A 17105-nucleotide genomic window follows, 5' to 3' on the forward strand; every position below is an offset into this window, starting at 1 on the left:
ACAGATAAGATCCGGGTCTCTTCCCTTCCGCCTTTTTTCTCTTTAGACTGCGTTTTATGGATGCGTTTTATGGATACGTTTTATTTCACCTTATTTTTCGTAGATCTTTTCTATTTTTGTCATACTTTGTTTACCTTCTTAAGGGTAAACACACTTTCCTTTTCATATCTTCAATTTCCCTGACAGCTACATTTACACCATAGACTGAAGACATCATCTTACTGGTTACAACGGTTTCAACTTTTCCTACGGCAACCAGTCTACCTCCAGACAGAGCTGCAGCCTTGTCACCTAACAGAAAAGCATGGTCTGGCATGTGTGTATTCATTACAATAGACATACCAAGTGAAGCCAGTTTCTGGACAGTTTCCAGCACAAGGACCTGGTTGCCAAAATCAAGGTGAGAAGTTGGCTCGTCCAGCAAAAGCAGAGCAGGCTTCTGGACAAGAGCCCTGGCAATAAGCACCATTTGACCCTGTCCTCCACTGAGGTTAGCAACCGGCCTTTCTGCAAGATCGGAAATTCCCACCATTGCTAAAGATTCTTTTGCAAGTTTAATATCCTCTGCGCCAGGGGATGCGAACATGGAAAGGTGTGGAGCACGGCCCATGACTACAAAATCCAGCACAGTAAATGGAAAAACCACTTCATTCTGCTGAGGTACGTAACCTATATGCCTGGCAATTCCTCTTACCCCAAGAGAAGCTGTATCCTTTCCCTGAATAAAGACAGACCCCACAGCTGGTTTGAGGATTCCTGCAATACATTTGATAAGTGTAGATTTTCCTGCTCCGTTTGGACCCAGAATACACATGATTTCGCCCTTTTTCAGCGAAAAAGATACATTTTCAAATACTGGATTGTTTCCATAAGAGAAAGCAAGGGACTTTACTTCCAGCATCAGTTCCATCCCATACGCCCCTTCTTGATAAGATATGCAAACACCGGAGCTCCTACCAGGGAAGTTAGGATTCCCAGGGGAATTTCTGTAGCTACAATAGTCCTTGAAAGGTCATCCACGACCAGCATAAACGATGCTCCAATAATCATACTCATAGGCAAGAGGCGGCTATAATTGGGACCAACAATCATTCTTGAGATATGAGGCACAACAAGTCCGACCCACCCAATGACACCGCTGATACTGACTGCTGCTGAGGTTACAAGAGTCGCACAAACAATGATAACCAGGCGCGTTTTTTCCACATCCGTCCCAAGAGCTTTAGCTTCTTCGTCTCCCAAGGACAAAATGTTGATACGCCACCTGAAAAGAAACAATACTAGAGTCCCAATAAATATAGGCAATAATATGTAGAGCAGATCACCGTACCTGACACTGGCAAGGCTTCCCATAAGCCAGAATACTATTTCAGGAAGTTGATCATAAGGATCTGCTACATACTTTGCCAGCGACGTAAGAGCCGTAAAAATAGAGCTCACAATAATTCCCGAAAGCACGAATACTAAAGTTCCAGTACCTTTGCTGACTTTACCCATACTTATAGCAATAAACATCGCAAGGAGTCCGAAAGCAAAAGCCGTCAACTGTATCATCAGATAATTATTCCAGAGCAATATTGCAAGGCATGCTCCAAAACCTGCCCCTGAACCTACTCCAAGGATATAAGGAGACACAAGTGGATTACGAAAGATTCCCTGGAAAGAAGCTCCAGCTATGGAAAGAGCTGCGCCTACCAGTAAAGCTGCAAGTATCCTCGGTAGCCTTACATTGAATAGTACCGTGTGTTGAGTGGAGACTGAAATAGGAGTACCAAAAAAAAGAGATGAAAAAACCTTCATACTCTCATCCACAACTGCCGACAGTGGGGTCTGGTATCTTCCAATAAAAAGGGAGATTATGAGTAATGCGATAGGTAACAGGTACACCAGAGTAGTGCGATTAAACTTGTAATCAGGCATGAGTATACCTCATAACATGCCTGGACCAGATGCCAGAGGTAGGTCTGTGAAATGACCTGTTAGGCTTTGCTTCCTCAAAAGGCATACCATAAAACCTTAGATAAAACTCATCTGCTTCCTTTTTCAGGTCAATTACTGAGCTTTCCGGGTTCAGTTTATCTGCTATGTACATGAGTCCCAGTATCCAGCGAGGGTTCCCGAAATCCCAGGAAGGGGGAATTTCATAGACATGGTGCTCTTTTACTGCATCTGCAGATATGCCGTATTGATGGCACAGGCCATAAAATTCATCTAGAGGACGAGAAAGGAAACCTGAAATAAAAATTGTCTCAGGATTCTGCTCATTTATAAAAGAGGGAGAAACATTTACACCCGGTTTGCCTTCTTTTTGAATCTGTTTATTGATACTGACTCCCCCAGAAAATGCCACAAGGTTATTTTCCATTCTCCCAGCGTTCAGGGCAAAAAGAGGAGAACCCATACAATAATACACCTTATGATTACTATTTTTCGCTGCAAGAGACTGGACAAGTTCCAAGCGTTCACGAATAAAAGAAATAAGCGCTTCTCCTTTTTCCGACTCATTTGCTTTTTCAGCAATAAGCCTGACAAATTCAAGATAGGAGTATGGCTGTTGTATCATATGATGTATTTGACTCAGGGTTTCAGGATTGGAAACCTTTACCCAGATTTCAATTACCCTGTGGTTGTCCAGTATTCCCAGGCATGTAAGTACTGCATGGACCATACTGAAAGCCCGGCTTATCCTGTAACCACCCATGAAACCTTCCTCGTTGAAGCTTTCAGTTGCAGTCGTTCCTTTAACCGGGATATTTTTACCACAAGTGCAGGTGTAATTTATCCAAGATTTTAGAGGTTTGGAACCCATGGGCCCGTAAAACTCCCTTTCTGCAAGAAGGCTACCGCATTCAGGACAGTATGTATTTAATGATTCCGTACCTGGAGAATTGAAAAGATAGACATAGTCTACATGCTCACGCAGAGCGGCGCACAGGTTCTCAGCCTCTCCTATAGAGGGTTCAAGCTCAATCGGAGCATCCCCAAAAGGAATGAATCTCATGACCTGAACCGGAATTGTAGGAGAAATATTAGACAATGCTTTTGCAACATTTATCACGTCGTCTTCATTTCCCCTTAAGTATACGACCGAAGTTTCAATATGCACACCCATATCAAAAAGCCTGGATATATTGCGGAAAACAGGTGCAGAGGACGGAACTCCACAGTTTATATAACTCTTATCAGAATAGCCTTTAATTCCAATATTCATGAAATCTACAAGCTTTCCAAGCTCCTCCAGTGTCTCACCTGTGAAATAACAGTTGGTAGAACAGCCTGCAAGTAAACCTTTTTCTTTTGCCTGTACCACAAGGTCCTTGAAAAGATAATAGTTTGCAGCAGGCTCATTGAGTGTAGAAACTACACCCAGACATCCCTGCTGCACTGCCTTTTCCACCACCTGAGACGGGGTAACCACAGGAAGGTCAAGCGATTTCCCTGAAGCTAACAGGCGAGCTACGCAGCCTGAACACTGGAAGTTGCATCCAGTACTGAAAACCTGAAGGAATTTACCTGAGGGATAATAGTGAAGTAAGGGAATGGTTTCTATAGAAACAGGATATGCTCCAAGATATCCGAGATCAGGGTCCTGGATAATAGTATCACCAGTGCATGAGTAGTTCCCGCACCTTCCCCTGCTCCATTCATCGATATCACACCTGAATTCACACACATTGCACTTCATTTTTTAACCTTCCTTGCTTAATACCATCCAGAATCCCGAATCATTCTGGATTACATGACAGGGAATCTCGGTCTGCCTTCCAGCTTCCTTTATAGCCCGAAGGTTTTCAGGACTGAGACGTTCTTTTGAACTGGCACGCCAATCCGGATCTATTTCGACCATCTTATCAGAAATCTGCGCTTTCAACTCTTTTGTGCCGAAGCCACCTCCTACCCATGCCTGCCCACCAGGAGCAAGGACGCGAGAGATCTCATTAAAGGCAACAGGCAGGTCATTCCAGAAAAATACGGAACCCCGACTTACTATGAGGTCTGCACAATTATTTTTTAAAGGTAGCAGGTGTACATCAGACTGCACAAGAGCAACTTTCCCTGAAATGCAATGGCGTAAGGCTTTGTTTCGTGAAAGCCTGCACATCTTAGTTGAAATATCAATACCATATACCTGCATGTCCGTGATTTCCGCAACAGCAATTCCAAGGGATGCTATACCGCATCCCAGGTCAAGGCATATACCTTTCTCTATCCCGCTTTGCTTGACGATATTAGCAGCTATTACAGGGTAGATAGGGGCAAAGATGTTCTCTGCAATATAGGGGAAATCCGGAGATTTGTCCTGCTCGCTCACGTCTTAGCCTCTGATGAAGGGTTAAGTAGCGCATTCAGCTCTTTGTCTGTGAGATTATAGTGGAAGAATTCCGAGTAGAACTCACGAGTCAGATTGGAGAGGTCCATATTTGCAAAACGGTCCGGATACAGCATTTTTGCAGTCCAGGCAGTTCCGAGGATAAGGTGAGGGCCCTGTGGCCTGTCAATCCAGCAGAAAGGATTCTGAGGAGCAAGGTATACTTTCTTATTTTTCACAGCATCTATACTTGCCCAGAGAGAATCAGAGTAAACTGTCGAATAGAACTGTGGATTTGAGGTGATAATTATCTCAGGGTTCCAGTTCATAACCTGCTCAATTGAAACCTGAGTCATGCCACTCCCTGGCGTAAGCTGACAATCTGCAACATTAATACCACCGCAAATATCAATGACCTGAGAGTGCTGAGAACCTGAAGGATCAGTCATTAGCCCCTTTGGACCTTCGGCATAATAAACACGTACTTTATGGTCTTCAGGAATATCTTTTATAGTGTTATTTATCTCACTAAGGACTGAACTGCGGAAATCAATCAGTTTTTGCGCTTGGTCTTCACAATTAAGAAGTTTACCTACATATTGTATGGTAGGATCAGATTTGTTGACGAAGATAATAGAATCATTAACAGCCACTACAGGAATATTTCCAAAACTTTCCTGTCTGCGCTCTATAGCTTCATGGATTTCCCCATCAGTGGTGTACCCTTCAATTACAATGTCAGGATGCATTTTGATTATAGTTTCATAGTTTCCTGTCTGTGTTCCGAACCAGCCCCCTATTACAGGCAGACTTGAGTAATTTTCAACCATGTAAAGTTGAGTAAAATTATTTTTAAAATTCCACCCTGCAAGTTTCTCTGGAGAAAGCATATACACGAGGATGGTGGATGGCGGAGAAGTAGCTACAACTGAAGAGATTTCCGCCGGCACAGTTAACTGCCTGCCCAACATGTCGGTGATCTGTATCGTGCTTGAGTTCTGAACAGCCTGCTGATTCGCATTTTCTGCACATCCACAGGACGCAACAGCCAGAACCAGAATAGAGAGTAGTAGTATTGTACTTATTTTTCCACGCATAGAAATACCTGACAGACTTTTATAGTTTAAGCGTTATGTTTGCATGAACATAATGTTATAAATATATATTCTAACAAAGAGAAACTAGAAAAACGCTCTTGAGCACACTTTTTATAAAGTTTTTTAGTTTTCATGATCGACTGATAGTTTTCAGTATATTTGCTATATCAGTTGATTGCTCTCAGGGGACATTTATAGGAAAGCAGTATCTTATTTCTTATTACTTTCCATATATAAATTTGCTTTTAGCGATTTAGATTAGTCAGCCCAATTTTCATAGAAAAGTTGAGCACATTCACAATCGTTATTGTTACCGATTTTCGATCTGACACGAATTTATTGGATGAAAGTACGGAAGAAACACACATTTACTACTTATTTTCGTATCTTCCGTGCTTTCCGTGGCTTTCAAAAAATTCATTTTTGATATACTTTAGAATCAATGAACTGAACTCATTATAAGATGGAAAAAGAAAATGGAGAATTATAGTGTTATGCTTCATTTTACATGTGCATAGATAGTATTTAGAGCAGCAGGACTTCTCGGATAGGTTTTAAGTGAACCAATAAAAATTAGTAAGTTATTTATAATAAATCGCATATGAGTAATTTGGTAGTAAATAGAGTTAAACGCAGGGTATAGTGCATTCCAATAGCTACATATTATGAACCTCTAAGCTAAAGACTTAGGGAATTTCCTGAGTCATCCCCCCAACCAACATTCTGGAATGATCTGCAAAAGGCCCGACAGAAAGTGACTGATGCCCCTGTCAATGGCAAAGCAATAGAGATCTCTGGAGGAGAGTATATAAATAGAGGGGAGTGCAAAGTTGAATTTCTCTGTAGCGGGTGTAAGTATAGATGGGAATTACAGTGCAATACTGAACACCCAGCTAGCTGTCCGAAGTGAGGTTCCGAAATCGTTTATCGAGTCGGAGGCGACGGAAGAGAGAAAAGGTTCATTAAGAACGATTACTGCTATCCCAAAAGCGAGGGGAAAACAGCAGCGTTAAACGTTAAAGCAGGAAGTGTGAAAAATGACAAAAATTGCTATACCATCGATGAATGACAGTGGATTGGAATCTGATGTTTGTTATCATTATGGCTCATGCGAATATTTTACTATCGTGGATGTAAAAAATAAAAATATTGAAAGTGTTAAAACAATAAGCAACCTGTCTCCTGAGATCGAGCATAATTGCGCTGCTCCATCAAAAATTTTGGAATCAAATAATGTCAATGCTGTGCTCGTCGCGGGTATTGGCGGAAGGCCATTAATGTCATTGGCGGAAAAAAACATCAAAGTATTTGCAGGAATAACGGGTAAGGTTTCCAACGCAGTTGAGGACTATAATAATGGCTTGTTGCAAGAATTATCTATGAACGGCACCTGTAATTGTTCTCATCACTAAAGGACTTAATTCACAATGTTTGAGAGCTTGAATCAGGGCTATCTAACGAGGTGAAACCGTAAGCCGACAAGAAACCAATTACTTAATAGACCTTATTCTGACAACTCTATTTTTTGTTGTTGCAGGTACAGGTTTAGTTATGCATTTTTTAATACCTTCAGGAATTCCAAGAGGGCAGTATGTAGTATATATGGGATTAACGAAAGCTACCTGTATTTGGATACACAGCAAAGCAGGAATCCTGATAGTTATTCTTATAGTTGTCCATCTTATCCTGCATGGTCAATGGATCATATGTACCACAAAGAAATTTTTCAGAAAAGGAAAGAAAAACACTATTTGTGAGACCAATACAGTGACCGATAAAGTCTGATAAGAAAACTTTTTAAAGATAATATAAAAATTGGAGTTGAGAACATGGATGTAAAAGAGATCAATAAATATGGACAAGAACTTGTAGACTGTCTGAAACTGAAGACTTCTCCTGTTGCAGTAAAGCTGATCCCAAAAGGAGGAGAAATTCCTGAAGGAATGAAAGAAGTGGATGAAGCTATGAGGCACTGCCAGCTGGTTGACAGAGTTAGAAGAACAGGCGAGGAGTTCTATACCCTTATCGATGACCAGATGTGTAAAGGTGGCGCTGGTGCAATGGGCCTTGGTGAAATGCCTCCAAAGGTCGCAAGTGGAGAATTTTATTTTAATAAACTCAAACAGTTTAGCACCCAGGGCGCTGCAAGGCGTACCCTTGAAAGAGTTCCCAAGCTTCCACCGCACTCAACCGAAGCTATCCTGTACTCTCCTCTGGAAAAAGCCACTTTTACTCCAGATGTTGTTGTCGTTATCAGTAATCCTAAACAAATAATGCTACTTACACAGGCTGCAATGTACAAAACCGGAGGCAGGATCGAAGCGAGTTTTGCAGGAAAGCAGAGCCTGTGCTCCGACGGGGTTGTGAATGTATACAAAGAAGGCAAAATCGGAGTCACAGTCGGTTGCAGCGGCAGCAGGACATACTCCAAAATCGCAGACGAAGAAATGATTATGGGAATTCCCATTGAACTTCTGGCTGATGTAACTGCTGGTCTTAAGGAAATCTGCCCGAAATAAATTTTGAAAAGGGTATCTTTAGGCTGTGTAGAGTTATTCTGAAATAATGAACTCCACAACCTGAGACGAATAACCTAATACATTTTGTTTGTTTCATCATCTTGAAGTGGACCTGGATAGGTTTTCCACAAAACCTATCTATAGTCACGCGGCTAAATAATGCAACTGCTCAAATGAGATACAATGAGATTTTTGTTGCAACAATTACAGGCGTGACTATAATCTTCAAGTAAGCATTAATTCATGCCAGTCCTTTCATGAAACTATGTTTTAATAATAATAATAATAATAATATTAGAATAATATCAAAAACAAGATTTTCCATAAGTGTTTACCTGCAGGAAATCAATAGTTTGAAGGAAATCAATAGTTTGAAGGAAATCAATAGTTTGAAGGAAATCAATAGTTTGATTTTCGTTCTGATTAATAAAATAAATAAGATTCTGTTTTTGAGAGATTCAGTAAGTAAAAATGTATATAGCCATGATGTTATAAAAGAAAAATAGGTTAATTAATCTTTAAGCAACTTTCCTGGGTACACATATCAGTTTTAGAATATGTAAGAAGACAATTTACTTTATTTTTAACCTGAGCTAAAACAAAGCCTTTTTGGAGTTATTAACTCTCAAAAGGTACAAGGTACACACCATCTGCTCTTTTTTGCCCTTTTAACAGCTCACAATGCCTCATAATAGCAAACTGGTTCTCGGTTTCCAGAAGGGATATTTGAAACTTTTTTGCAATTTCTTCCTTTCTTGCTCCACCGCTGGAGACGATAAATTCATAGATGGCTTTTTGTAATTCAGTCAGACCCTCTGTACCTTCAAGCCCGGCTTCCTTCCGGAAGAATTTCTTGGAATAAGCTGCCCAGGGATCACAGACCTGAATTTTGTGGTGAGCTTCTATAAAACAATCTTCACAGAAAACCTTGCCTTCCTCTTCTATGCAATCTTCTTTTTCCAGTTCACATCCACAAATGTGGCATTTTACAGGATTAGTTATCTCGTCGGTCAATATTTCACCTCAGTTCTTTAAACATTCAATTCATCCAGAATTTTAAGAACCACCACAGATCCATACGCTACTGCAGGCCCACCAGCCATTACTATGGCAGTACTGACAGCCTCAAGGATCTCCTCACGAGTTGCTCCCAAACGTACAGCTTCAGGAACATGCTTCCATAGACAGTATTCACAACGCAGAGATACTGCAACTGCAACCATCATGAGTTCTTTTGTTCTGGCACTTAATGCTCCATCCTTAATAACTTCAGAATGGAGCCCAGAGAGTGCATCCATTACTTTTGGAAGTTGTTCAGCCATAACTTTTGTCTTTTCATTCATGTCAATTCTTTCTGTCAAGATTTCACTTCCTCAACAGAGATATTTTTATAGTAAGTTAATTTTATAATAAGTTAAGAATCAAAAGGCACAATACAGATTTCATCTCCTATCTTCCGCCATTTCACAAGCTCACAGTGCCTTAATATTGCAAGCTGGTTCCTAGCTTCCTGGGGTGTAAGCCCAAAAAGTTTAGAGATTTTTTCAGGCGTAACCCCTCCTTCTACCTGTATAAATTTATAAAGTTCTTTTTGAATGTCTGTTAGACCTTCTGTGCCTTCCAGACCATGATTTTTTCTAAAGAGTTTTTTAGAACGTACAGCCATAGGATCTGCAAACTTGATTCTCTGGTGCTCTTCCAGATAGCAGTCCTCACATATTGACTTTCCATTTTCTAGAATATACTCATTACCAGGAATTTCCTTCCCGCACACAGGACATGTTACAAAGTAGGAAATACTTTGATCGAGTTCCCGATTGCCAGATTTATTCGTTTTTACCAAGCCGTGAAACTCCAGATAACTAACAATTTCGTATACTGTTGACCTGGATAATCCATATCTTGCTTTTGCTTTTTTTATAACGTCTCGAACATGGAACCCGCAATCTATATGGGCTTCTTTTATGCATTCAATAATCCAGGTTTCTTCTTCGTCAAGTACAAGTTTCATCGAATTCTCCCGCCAGACAACAAAAACACGGGGTTTCAGACATTACAGAAGGTTTTAGACTTTCCCTTTTTACTAAGGCAAATCTTTGAATTTTATTTTTCTTATAAAATATGTCTCTCTATATTAATAGAGATAATAGAATATTAAGTTATCGGTATCTATATATAGTTGATTTCTTTTCTTAAAAGAGAATAACAGAATAGGAGAATAAAACTCAAGTTTAAAGCAGAAAGCATATATACAAAAACATCTTAGTGTAAGTTACACTTTGATGTAATTAATATCATGATGTAATTAGTATCTTAGTGTAATTAATATCTTAGTGTAATTAACACCTAGATATTGTCTGAATATAAATCGAACTGCTATAAAACTAAAATCTCCAATCCCCTAAAAAGAATCAAACGTGTTGTTATGCCCAGAAACACATACTTCCGTCATACACCTTCATTTATACTGCTCTTCCTGGCACAGAAATCCGCTTATGGAGCCCTTTTATTCAAGAGACTTGACAAAGAAATGCCTTTCAATCTGATAGATACTCCTGCGCTCTATAGGGCACTTAACGATCTGGAAAAAGAGGGAGCAGTTGAAGCATACTGGGACACTTCAGAACCAGGCCCAGCAAAAAAATGGTATAAGATAACCCAAAAAGGAATCGAAAAGTTGGGTGAACTCAAGCAGGATATTGAAAGGAGAAAAAGAGACCTGGATTTTTTCCTGGAAACTTACGAAAAGTTACAAAACTGAAGCCCTGGAATTCCTGTAAATACAGAATGGAGGGGTTCTCCTGAACAGTACATACTTTTATGCTTTAGCATTTATTTTCCTTACCGTTTCTTACTTGAAGGATAAGAAAAGAACAAAAATCGCTCTCCTGAAAGCCTGGAAATCTTTTTCAGGTATTCTCCCGGAAATCCTTTCAGTTATGATGTTTGCAGGAATTACCCTAGCAATCTTAAGTCCAGATATTATATCAAAGCTTATAGGCTCCAATTCAGGCTTCTTCGGGGTAGTTCTCTCGCTAACAGCAGGATCCATTACAATGATTCCGGGTTTTGTTGCTTTTCCGCTTGGGGCTACCCTTCTTGATGCCGGAGCAGGATACGCACAGATTGCAGCCTTTGTTTCTTCCCTTATGGCAGTAGGAGTTGTAACCCTGCCTCTGGAGATCAAGTATTTCAGCAAACGTATGGCAATTCTGAGAAATGCATCTGCACTGGTAATATCTTTAGTCTTCACAATGGTGATCTGGAAGTTGATGTAATAATGAACACTGACATCAATGCTGACAGTATGAACACCGGTCTCGAAAACCCGAATATGAAATCCATACGTTCCAGCATGAACTCAGGGAGGCTAACTGCCAGATCAGAAAATAGGAGTATAAAAACGAGAGCATTTGCCGTAGTAAAAAAATTCAGGTTTGTAATAGTCTTTGCTTTTGTTATAATAGCCTTATACTTTACAGACAAAACTGAAGGCATAAAGGCCTTCAATATATCCTTATCAAATATGAAGGAAATGCTCGGCCTGATTCCTCCTATTTTCGTCCTCATGGGCTTGCTGGATGCCTGGGTTCCTAAAGAGACTTTTATTAGGTATATGGGGGAAGCTTCGGGACTTAAAGGAGTGCTTACAGCTCTATTTCTGGGTTCTGCTGCCGCTGGTCCCCTTTATATTGCCTTTCCCATTGCAATGCTCCTTATAAAGAAAAAGGCAAAACTGGCGTATGTTTTGTTTTTCCTGGGAGTATGGTCCACTGCAAAACTTCCCCTTTTATTGTATGAGATTTCATATATGGGAGCCAGGTTCACGGCAATTCGGATAGCAGTATGCGTTCCACTATTTCTTCTCTTTTCTCTTATAATCGAAAAAACATTCTCAGCAGAAGAAAAAGAATCTCTTGGTAGGAAAGCTGAATCCGAATTTTCCTGAAAGATTCTAATTCAAACCCTGCAATCGCACCCTCTTTCTTTAAGGAGCCGGACCTGTTCTTCATAAGAATCCACAAACTCGTCCTGAACAGCTTTTCCTGTCGCAAGGGCAGGGTCAAGAGGAGTGTGGTGTTTGTAACCTCGTCTTGTCATTTCCTCGACCAGAGCTTCATGCCTCAGGTAGAGCGCTTTGAGCTTTCCCCTCCAGCGCATGGTCTCTGGATGGTGTGCATAGGCTTTCTTGTTATTGGTAATTATAGACCAGAGAGCATGTAACTCACGGTGTTCCCCTAGAAGATGCTGCCTGCACATCTTCTCAGGAGGTATGTCCCAGATTCTCATAAGATGAATTCCTGGCACATCTAAGAAAGGTTTATCGGAGAAGAAGAGTTTACTTAACACGAAAATTAATACCTATGTTCTATGTCTGATTCTTTATTCTTATACATATTTACATACTATTTGAGAAAACATAGTCCATGAGACAGGGCACACTCTGGTTTTCTGGAATTTTTCTACTAGTTGTTATATACTTTTTATCCGCTCCTGCGCTTGCCCACGTGCCAGTATTCGGAGGGGGAGGAAAAAGTCCTGAAACAGCAATCCATATTGAAGACCCTTCGAAATCAAGGGTGCTTTATGGAGAGCTTGTTTCTGGAGATCTTCGGTATTACAGTTTTAATGTAGAAAAAGGAGAAAGAATTGTACTCGGACTCACTATTCCCGTTGAAGATGGAAATAAGGGTTTTATCCCAAGCCTGATTCTTATCGGGCCGGGACTTACGGAAGAAGGAAAAGTACCCGAAAAATTGAAAATGCCCGAAGGGTATGGGGCAAAAGTGCTTTCCTACAGCTTGCCCGAGAGCCCTGTATACGAAGGGTTTACCCCAAGTGCCTTTTACTCACTTGTTAAGCTCGATATCAAAGCTCCGGAAAGTGGAACATATTGCGTTGCAGTAGGTGCAATACAGGAAGCAGGTTCGAGAAAAGGAGAAGATACAATAGATGGAGCAAGTTCGAGAAAAGGAGAAGACACAATAGATGAAAAAAGTCTGCAGGAAAGAGAAATCTCAAGAGAAGGAAATTATGGGTTAATTCTAGGATACAAAGAAACTTTTACCTTGAAGGAATGGATATCCATACCCTTGAACCAGATAAAGATTTACCGCTGGGAGGGCCAGGGACTGTTTTTGATTTTTACTCCACTTGTGCTAATTCTTGCAGTCGGGCTTCTAGCAATTTTCTTAAAAAGAGAAACTGTAGCCGGGTTCAGTACTGCATGCATCTCAGGAATACTTGCGGGCCTCTTCTTTCTTGGCACAGGAATGTCATACATATTCCAGATGATGATCTCACTGAGTAAAAGTTCATTTTCCTCAGAAGTAGTTATTACTTTCATTTTAATTTTTGTCAGTGTAGGCATTGGAGTTATTGCAATAGCCTTAAGCCTCAAAGATGAAAGTTACGGCACTGGGTCCGCAAGAAAACGGCTTTACTTCTCTGTCCTGGGAATAGCTGGGCTTTTGTTCTGGGCAGGATTGTTTATAGGACCTTTTCTGGCATTTGAAGCTGCATTGTTGCCCTGGAGGCATAAAGGATAAGGTTTAAACTCGAGAAAAGAATGATTATTTAATAAGTCTAGCCCAAAAGCCACTTTACTCTTAAAATCAGTAAAAATGAAGATAAAAAATAAGAATAAAATTTTTGAAAGGAATAAAAATAACCCCTTATCTTAATAACATATCCAGCCTTCTGAAAAAACATCGCTGGTTAAGGTCTCTTTCACAGTATTACACCGCAAAGGAGCTTTTTCAATTTTTTAATTTAGTGGTGTACCGGAGCCTCACGAGCTTGATACGTATCAGCTCTTGTAGCGAAATAAATCGTATAAAGTGCCGCAAGCCCGACAATTATGTACACAATTCTCGAAAGTGTACTTCCTGCCCCGAAGATATAATCTACAAGGTTAAAGTCGAAGAGACCTACAAGCCCCCAGTTTAATCCGCCCACTATAACAAGTATAAGTGCGAGCAAATCTACTGGATTTCTTACTGCCATAGATACCACTCCCTTTTTGCGTTATTTCCTATATTATATAGCCAGGAGAAATATAAAAACTCCCATATTAAAATCCGATGTACTTGTATTTATATGTGACTAATATAAAAATTAGAGTTTTTTAAATAAAAAAGATAGAAGAGAAGGAATTTAATTTAATGTAATTTAATTTAATATAATTTAATTTAATGTAATTTAAGTTAAGTTAAGTTAATTAAAACCTTGTCCTCAAGCCCAGGTTAAAGAATCAACTCCTTCATGAAAGTCACACTGGCAAGTATCAGAGTGCACCAAATAAACCAGATACTAAATATATAGAGATTACATAAAAAATTAAGTTTATGAATATTTTACCAGCCTTGTAGTCAGAAATAGCTTGATACTCGTTTTCATATAGCTCAACGTATAACCTGTACTTTATTGATTTTCGATTCCAATTATCAATTAATATGCAAAATGCTCCTACTAACAGAATAAAAAAGCTATCTTTTGTTGCTAAATTAACAACAGCTGGATAACTTTTTATTATTAAGAAAGTAAGGATAATGCCGTCAAAACCTATGAAATACTTATAATAATTATCCAGAGAAAAGTAATGCTGATTCATGCTTGTACACCGTATAAATTCATTTAATAAAATAAAAACATCAGGATAAATATTAACTTAATGCTTTAATGCCAATTATGTTTACCTCCTGATTGGGAGGTTTGAAGGCCAGCCTATATAAAGAAACAGATTCATTTTAAGCTCTGCTTCTGGAAGCAGGCGAAGCAGTTCAATCATAGAGGAAAAATGTAACTCTAAGTTCCAGTAAGCTTGTATACCTATCGATAAAAATTAAAATCTCAACATACAACGTAAACAAAAAAGTGGCATAAGTTATTTAGATAAAATTGAGGATTTCTACAAAGCTGAATATTTTTCAATATATGATTTAACGTCGAACTTTCTATTACTACCCTCATAACTCATGTATCTTATTTTTCCAAAAATTTCCCTTTCCTTCCAGGCGCGGTCATGAACTCCCCCGATACTCCAGGCAATTCCTGCATATCCATTCGGGTCTCGTCCGTCCAATTCGTATTTATCATTTAGGTAGATTGCAGTCTCGAGGGCTTTTTCGGGCGATTCACTCCATTCGAGAATCTTCTTTGCCCAGTACATCCGCATATAGCTGTGCATTTTCCCTCTACTAAGAAGTTCTATCTGGCTGGCGTTCCAGAGAGGATCGTATGTCCTTCCTGTTTCCAGTTCTTCCAATGTAAAGACATGACTTTTTTGATCATGCCTGTGAGAATTAAGGGTTTTCTTTGCCCATTCAGGAAAGCCATCAAAACTATCATAAAAAGGATTATAATAGCAGAAATTATCGGCAAGCTCTTTACGCACAAGGAGCTCATCGAGAAATACTCTTTTTGATTTCAAGTCAGCTTTTGCTTTTTCTACTTTGAGAGCTACCCTTTGAGCCGAGATCTGTCCAAAATGCAGATAAGGAGAGAGATTGGATAAGGCATCTTTAGTTGGGTCATTTCGCAGGGTGGAGTAAGAGTCAAGTTTATTAGTGAGAAATTCAGCCATAACTTTTCGTGCAGCTGTTTCTCCAGCTTCGAAAAGCGCGATATCAGGTAAGAAACCGGCTTTTTCTTTAAGAAACTCCCCTGGAAGACGAGTTTCAAATCCACTTTTTTGAACTTCTGAAAACGTTTCAGATTTTCCGGATATCATGACGATTTCAGGAAATTCGAGATTTGCTTCAAGCTCAGGATACTCCGTAAGGAATTCAGGAAGGAGCTTTAAGAGCTTAGGACGGAAAGTATGGGCAGCATATTCCTGCTTTTTAGAAGCTTCCCAGCAGGGAACTACGTTATGAGCATCCACCTCAAAGAAGGGTACCTTAATGCCTGATGCGACTTTTTTTGTCCATGTCCTCTTAATCCTAAGTGGACTAAAATCAGTAACAAGAGTTCCAATCTCATGTTTCTCAATAAAATATGGAATTTCTTCTTCAGGGTCTCCTCGAAGGAAAAAGAATGGAATTTTTTTCCTTGCAAGGGTAGCTTCAACTTCCTGCAGCCCTCTGAGCATAAACTCATATTGTCTTCTTATAGCTTCCAGAAATCCATCTACCAGACAAAAGACCACAAAAAAAGGCACATCGGCTTCCAACGCTATTTTTCGGGCAAAAAGAAGAGCCCAGTTGTCCTCAACCCTCTGGTCACGGCTCATCCAATAAGCAACCGGTCCTTTGCCTGGTTTCCCGGATAGAATAGTCCGAATACGTTTAGGGTTCATTAATGGTTTTTGGGATCCAGAATATATAGAGCTAACATAAGGAATAAAAAGAAAGATCGTGTTAGACAAAGATCCTCAATCAATTTAAACAGGAGTTTTAGAAAAAATATAAAGTGGTGATTACAATATTTTAAAAATTTTTAAAACTCAAAAACCTGCCCATCGTATCCAAGAGGTAAAAATAAGGATTCGATATGATGAGGACGAAATAAATGACTGAGATGGATCAAAGCTATTTTTTTTGCATTGAGCTGCTCTGCAAGTGCCATAGCCTCTTCTGAGTTCATGTGTTTTTTGATATGGATATTAGGTGGCACTATAGCATCTGCAATAAGAAGATCCGGATTTTTCAGAAGTTCCAGGCTGGCTTCGGGAATTTCTGAGTTTGTATCTCCTGTAATCACTACTTTTTTATCGCCTTCACGGATTATAACCCCTGTAGGAACTTCTACAGGAGGGTGGTTGACCTTAAAAAGAGTGAATTGCAGCCCGATTAGCTCGAAGGGCTCATAGAGCTTCACATAATGATACCTGGGTTTCAGGAAGTAAACGAACCGATTTATGTATTCAATATTTTCCTGAACCCCATAAACATCAACCTTATTTTGAACTCTGTAGAACTCTCCAAATCCGGAGTAATGGTCATAATGTCCATGCGTCCAGATTACCCCATCTACACAAGACAGGTTTTGTTTGAGAAATTGTTGCCTTAGATCAGGGCTGGTGTCAATGAGGATCTTGCCCTTATCGGACTCTACAAGGATAGAAAAACGAAGACGCTGACTTTTTCCACCTTTTCGGGCGTCTTCGCAGGCAGGGCAATTACATCCAATTTTAGGAGTCCCGACAGCATCGCCGGTCCCAAGAAGTGTTAGCCTCAT

General features: G+C 39.8%; 20 protein-coding genes and 1 pseudogene. 8 read left to right on the plus strand and 13 right to left on the minus strand.

Features of this window, described 5'->3' with window-relative positions:
- Positions 1–130 precede the first annotated feature (130 nt).
- The 5 genes from MSBRM_RS16280 to MSBRM_RS16300 are packed head-to-tail and all read right to left on the minus strand — an operon-like array spanning position 131 to position 5406.
- Positions 131–910, minus strand: coding sequence for an ABC transporter ATP-binding protein (locus MSBRM_RS16280; protein ID WP_048121930.1), 780 nt, complete (start codon positions 908–910; stop codon positions 131–133).
- Complete coding sequence (locus MSBRM_RS16285) at positions 901–1920, minus strand: FecCD family ABC transporter permease (protein WP_048121932.1); 1020 nt, start codon at positions 1918–1920, stop codon at positions 901–903. The genes MSBRM_RS16280 and MSBRM_RS16285 overlap by 10 nt, the downstream gene beginning before the upstream one ends.
- Positions 1913–3685 (minus strand): radical SAM protein, encoded by a 1773-nt coding sequence (locus tag MSBRM_RS16290; protein ID WP_048121934.1) that lies wholly within the window; start codon positions 3683–3685, stop codon positions 1913–1915. Before MSBRM_RS16290 ends, MSBRM_RS16285 begins: the two co-directional genes overlap by 8 nt.
- Before the next feature lie 3 nt (positions 3686–3688).
- Positions 3689–4312 (minus strand): class I SAM-dependent methyltransferase, encoded by a 624-nt coding sequence (locus tag MSBRM_RS16295; RefSeq protein ID WP_048121936.1) that lies wholly within the window; start codon positions 4310–4312, stop codon positions 3689–3691.
- Positions 4309–5406 carry an iron ABC transporter substrate-binding protein gene (locus MSBRM_RS16300; RefSeq protein ID WP_048121938.1) on the minus strand — a complete coding sequence of 366 codons (1098 nt, stop codon included), beginning with the start codon at positions 5404–5406 and terminating at the stop codon, positions 4309–4311. Before MSBRM_RS16300 ends, MSBRM_RS16295 begins: the two co-directional genes overlap by 4 nt.
- 724 nt (positions 5407–6130) lie before the next feature.
- On the opposite strand from MSBRM_RS16300, the pseudogene MSBRM_RS21545 reads away from it, so the two are divergent.
- From MSBRM_RS21545 to MSBRM_RS16320, 4 genes and pseudogenes are all read left to right on the plus strand, one after another.
- Positions 6131–6316 (plus strand): annotated as a pseudogene (locus MSBRM_RS21545) (DUF134 domain-containing protein); the annotation flags it as partial.
- 127 nt (positions 6317–6443) lie between these two features.
- Positions 6444–6818 (plus strand): NifB/NifX family molybdenum-iron cluster-binding protein, encoded by a 375-nt coding sequence (locus MSBRM_RS16310; protein WP_048121942.1) that lies wholly within the window; start codon positions 6444–6446, stop codon positions 6816–6818.
- 94 nt (positions 6819–6912) lie between these two features.
- Positions 6913–7191, plus strand: coding sequence for a DUF4405 domain-containing protein (locus MSBRM_RS16315; protein ID WP_255361971.1), 279 nt, complete (start codon positions 6913–6915; stop codon positions 7189–7191).
- 44 nt (positions 7192–7235) lie between these two features.
- A complete protein-coding gene (locus MSBRM_RS16320) occupies positions 7236–7925 on the plus strand; it encodes a DUF169 domain-containing protein (protein ID WP_048121946.1) in 690 nt (229 codons plus the stop codon).
- A 618-nt stretch (positions 7926–8543) separates the two neighbouring features.
- On the opposite strand, the gene MSBRM_RS16325 is transcribed toward MSBRM_RS16320, so the two are convergent.
- The 3 genes from MSBRM_RS16325 to MSBRM_RS16335 are packed head-to-tail and all read right to left on the minus strand — an operon-like array spanning position 8544 to position 9936.
- Positions 8544–8939, minus strand: a complete 396-nt coding sequence (locus tag MSBRM_RS16325) for an LIM domain-containing protein (RefSeq protein ID WP_048121947.1) — start codon at positions 8937–8939, stop codon at positions 8544–8546.
- A 17-nt stretch (positions 8940–8956) separates the two neighbouring features.
- Positions 8957–9286, minus strand: coding sequence for a carboxymuconolactone decarboxylase family protein (locus tag MSBRM_RS16330; RefSeq protein WP_048121949.1), 330 nt, complete (start codon positions 9284–9286; stop codon positions 8957–8959).
- Between the two features lie 53 nt (positions 9287–9339).
- Positions 9340–9936 (minus strand): B-box zinc finger protein, encoded by a 597-nt coding sequence (locus tag MSBRM_RS16335; RefSeq protein WP_048121951.1) that lies wholly within the window; start codon positions 9934–9936, stop codon positions 9340–9342.
- 414 nt (positions 9937–10350) lie between these two features.
- Here MSBRM_RS16335 and MSBRM_RS16340 point away from each other — a divergent pair, with 414 nt between their 5' ends.
- The 3 genes from MSBRM_RS16340 to MSBRM_RS16350 all read left to right on the plus strand — a co-directional run bounded on the left by MSBRM_RS16340 (position 10351) and on the right by MSBRM_RS16350 (position 11874).
- On the plus strand, positions 10351–10686 hold the full coding sequence (locus MSBRM_RS16340) for a PadR family transcriptional regulator (RefSeq protein ID WP_048121953.1): 336 nt from the start codon (positions 10351–10353) through the stop codon (positions 10684–10686).
- A gap of 94 nt (positions 10687–10780) precedes the next feature.
- Positions 10781–11203 carry a permease gene (locus tag MSBRM_RS16345; RefSeq protein ID WP_230628976.1) on the plus strand — a complete coding sequence of 141 codons (423 nt, stop codon included), beginning with the start codon at positions 10781–10783 and terminating at the stop codon, positions 11201–11203.
- Positions 11204–11205: 2 nt separating this feature from the next.
- Positions 11206–11874 (plus strand): permease, encoded by a 669-nt coding sequence (locus MSBRM_RS16350; RefSeq protein ID WP_230628978.1) that lies wholly within the window; start codon positions 11206–11208, stop codon positions 11872–11874.
- Positions 11875–11885: 11 nt separating this feature from the next.
- Here MSBRM_RS16350 and MSBRM_RS16355 read toward each other — a convergent pair whose 3' ends face one another.
- Complete coding sequence (locus MSBRM_RS16355; protein ID WP_048156321.1) at positions 11886–12215, minus strand: pyrimidine dimer DNA glycosylase/endonuclease V; 330 nt, start codon at positions 12213–12215, stop codon at positions 11886–11888.
- A 137-nt stretch (positions 12216–12352) separates the two neighbouring features.
- On the opposite strand from MSBRM_RS16355, the gene MSBRM_RS16360 reads away from it, so the two are divergent.
- The gene (locus tag MSBRM_RS16360) at positions 12353–13474 is read left to right on the plus strand and encodes a hypothetical protein (RefSeq protein WP_048156324.1); all 1122 of its coding nucleotides are present in this window, start codon (positions 12353–12355) and stop codon (positions 13472–13474) included.
- A 223-nt stretch (positions 13475–13697) separates the two neighbouring features.
- On the opposite strand, the gene MSBRM_RS16365 is transcribed toward MSBRM_RS16360, so the two are convergent.
- The 4 genes from MSBRM_RS16365 to MSBRM_RS16380 form a co-directional block, all read right to left on the minus strand.
- Complete coding sequence (locus MSBRM_RS16365) at positions 13698–13931, minus strand: DUF378 domain-containing protein (protein WP_048121959.1); 234 nt, start codon at positions 13929–13931, stop codon at positions 13698–13700.
- Between the two features lie 280 nt (positions 13932–14211).
- The gene (locus MSBRM_RS16370) at positions 14212–14538 is read right to left on the minus strand and encodes a hypothetical protein (protein ID WP_048121961.1); all 327 of its coding nucleotides are present in this window, start codon (positions 14536–14538) and stop codon (positions 14212–14214) included.
- A gap of 297 nt (positions 14539–14835) precedes the next feature.
- Positions 14836–16224 carry a deoxyribodipyrimidine photo-lyase gene (locus MSBRM_RS16375; protein WP_048156326.1) on the minus strand — a complete coding sequence of 463 codons (1389 nt, stop codon included), beginning with the start codon at positions 16222–16224 and terminating at the stop codon, positions 14836–14838.
- Between the two features lie 140 nt (positions 16225–16364).
- Positions 16365–17105, minus strand: a complete 741-nt coding sequence (locus tag MSBRM_RS16380) for an MBL fold metallo-hydrolase (RefSeq protein ID WP_048121965.1) — start codon at positions 17103–17105, stop codon at positions 16365–16367.

Origin of the sequence: Methanosarcina barkeri MS (assembly GCF_000970025.1) — an archaeon.
GTDB lineage: Archaea > Halobacteriota > Methanosarcinia > Methanosarcinales > Methanosarcinaceae > Methanosarcina > Methanosarcina barkeri.

Bases quoted from the DNA above. Each gene is read 5' to 3' on its own strand.
- MSBRM_RS16310 (WP_048121942.1), top strand. From the start codon at position 6,444: ATGACAAAAATTGCTATACCATCGATGAATGACAGTGGATTGGAATCT.
- MSBRM_RS16375 (WP_048156326.1), bottom strand. From the start codon at position 16,224: ATGAACCCTAAACGTATTCGGACTATTCTATCCGGGAAACCAGGCAAA.
- MSBRM_RS16285 (WP_048121932.1), bottom strand. From the start codon at position 1,920: ATGCCTGATTACAAGTTTAATCGCACTACTCTGGTGTACCTGTTACCT.
- MSBRM_RS16300 (WP_048121938.1), bottom strand. From the start codon at position 5,406: ATGCGTGGAAAAATAAGTACAATACTACTACTCTCTATTCTGGTTCTG.
- MSBRM_RS16340 (WP_048121953.1), top strand. From the start codon at position 10,351: ATGCCCAGAAACACATACTTCCGTCATACACCTTCATTTATACTGCTC.
- MSBRM_RS16350 (WP_230628978.1), top strand. From the start codon at position 11,206: ATGAACACTGACATCAATGCTGACAGTATGAACACCGGTCTCGAAAAC.
- MSBRM_RS16335 (WP_048121951.1), bottom strand. From the start codon at position 9,936: ATGAAACTTGTACTTGACGAAGAAGAAACCTGGATTATTGAATGCATA.
- MSBRM_RS16290 (WP_048121934.1), bottom strand. From the start codon at position 3,685: ATGAAGTGCAATGTGTGTGAATTCAGGTGTGATATCGATGAATGGAGC.
- MSBRM_RS16355 (WP_048156321.1), bottom strand. From the start codon at position 12,215: ATGAGAATCTGGGACATACCTCCTGAGAAGATGTGCAGGCAGCATCTT.
- MSBRM_RS16280 (WP_048121930.1), bottom strand. From the start codon at position 910: ATGGAACTGATGCTGGAAGTAAAGTCCCTTGCTTTCTCTTATGGAAAC.
- MSBRM_RS16380 (WP_048121965.1), bottom strand. From the start codon at position 17,105: ATGAGGCTAACACTTCTTGGGACCGGCGATGCTGTCGGGACTCCTAAA.
- MSBRM_RS16360 (WP_048156324.1), top strand. From the start codon at position 12,353: ATGAGACAGGGCACACTCTGGTTTTCTGGAATTTTTCTACTAGTTGTT.
- MSBRM_RS16370 (WP_048121961.1), bottom strand. From the start codon at position 14,538: ATGAATCAGCATTACTTTTCTCTGGATAATTATTATAAGTATTTCATA.
- MSBRM_RS16320 (WP_048121946.1), top strand. From the start codon at position 7,236: ATGGATGTAAAAGAGATCAATAAATATGGACAAGAACTTGTAGACTGT.
- MSBRM_RS16365 (WP_048121959.1), bottom strand. From the start codon at position 13,931: ATGGCAGTAAGAAATCCAGTAGATTTGCTCGCACTTATACTTGTTATA.